Below are 455 nucleotides of genomic sequence, written 5' to 3' on the forward strand. Positions count from 1 at the left end.
CAGCCTGTTTGATCTACCTCATGTTGTCAGATCTGCTGACTAATACTGGCCTGCATACCATCCACGGCCCGGGCTACGTCGCCTCTCTACTGTTCCTCGTACCAGGCTTCCCCATGATCACTTCGATCCTTGACATGGTTCGTATGGACTTCACGGCGGGTTTAAGTCGGGCAACCTATTCCGTCGGTCTTATCCTTGCCGCGACTATGTCTGCCTGGGTATTCTCAGCGGCTACTGGCCTGCAACCGCTGCCTGCTCAGACGGTTTTCCCGTACCCCTGGGCGTGGTTTGCCTATGCGGTAGCGACAGCATGCGGAGTCGCCGGATTCGCCATCCTCTTCAATTCCTCACCGTGCACGGTGGCATGGGCTGCAGCTCTAGGAGCTTGTGGGAACCTCTGCCGCCTCGCCCTTGTCGGCGTCAACCTTCCGGCCCAGTTGGCGGCTGGAGTTGGT

General features: G+C 58.7%; 1 protein-coding gene. It reads left to right on the top strand.

Going from position 1 to position 455, the window contains the following annotated elements:
* Positions 1-20: 20 nt before the first annotated feature.
* Positions 21-455, top strand: a 435-nt coding sequence (locus ACLFKU_RS44165; protein WP_410853449.1) for a threonine/serine exporter family protein, incomplete at its 3' end; no start/stop codon positions are given.

It is taken from the genome of Paraburkholderia sp. EG304, from assembly GCF_046543485.1.
GTDB classification, from domain to species: Bacteria; Pseudomonadota; Gammaproteobacteria; order Burkholderiales; family Burkholderiaceae; genus Paraburkholderia; species Paraburkholderia youngii.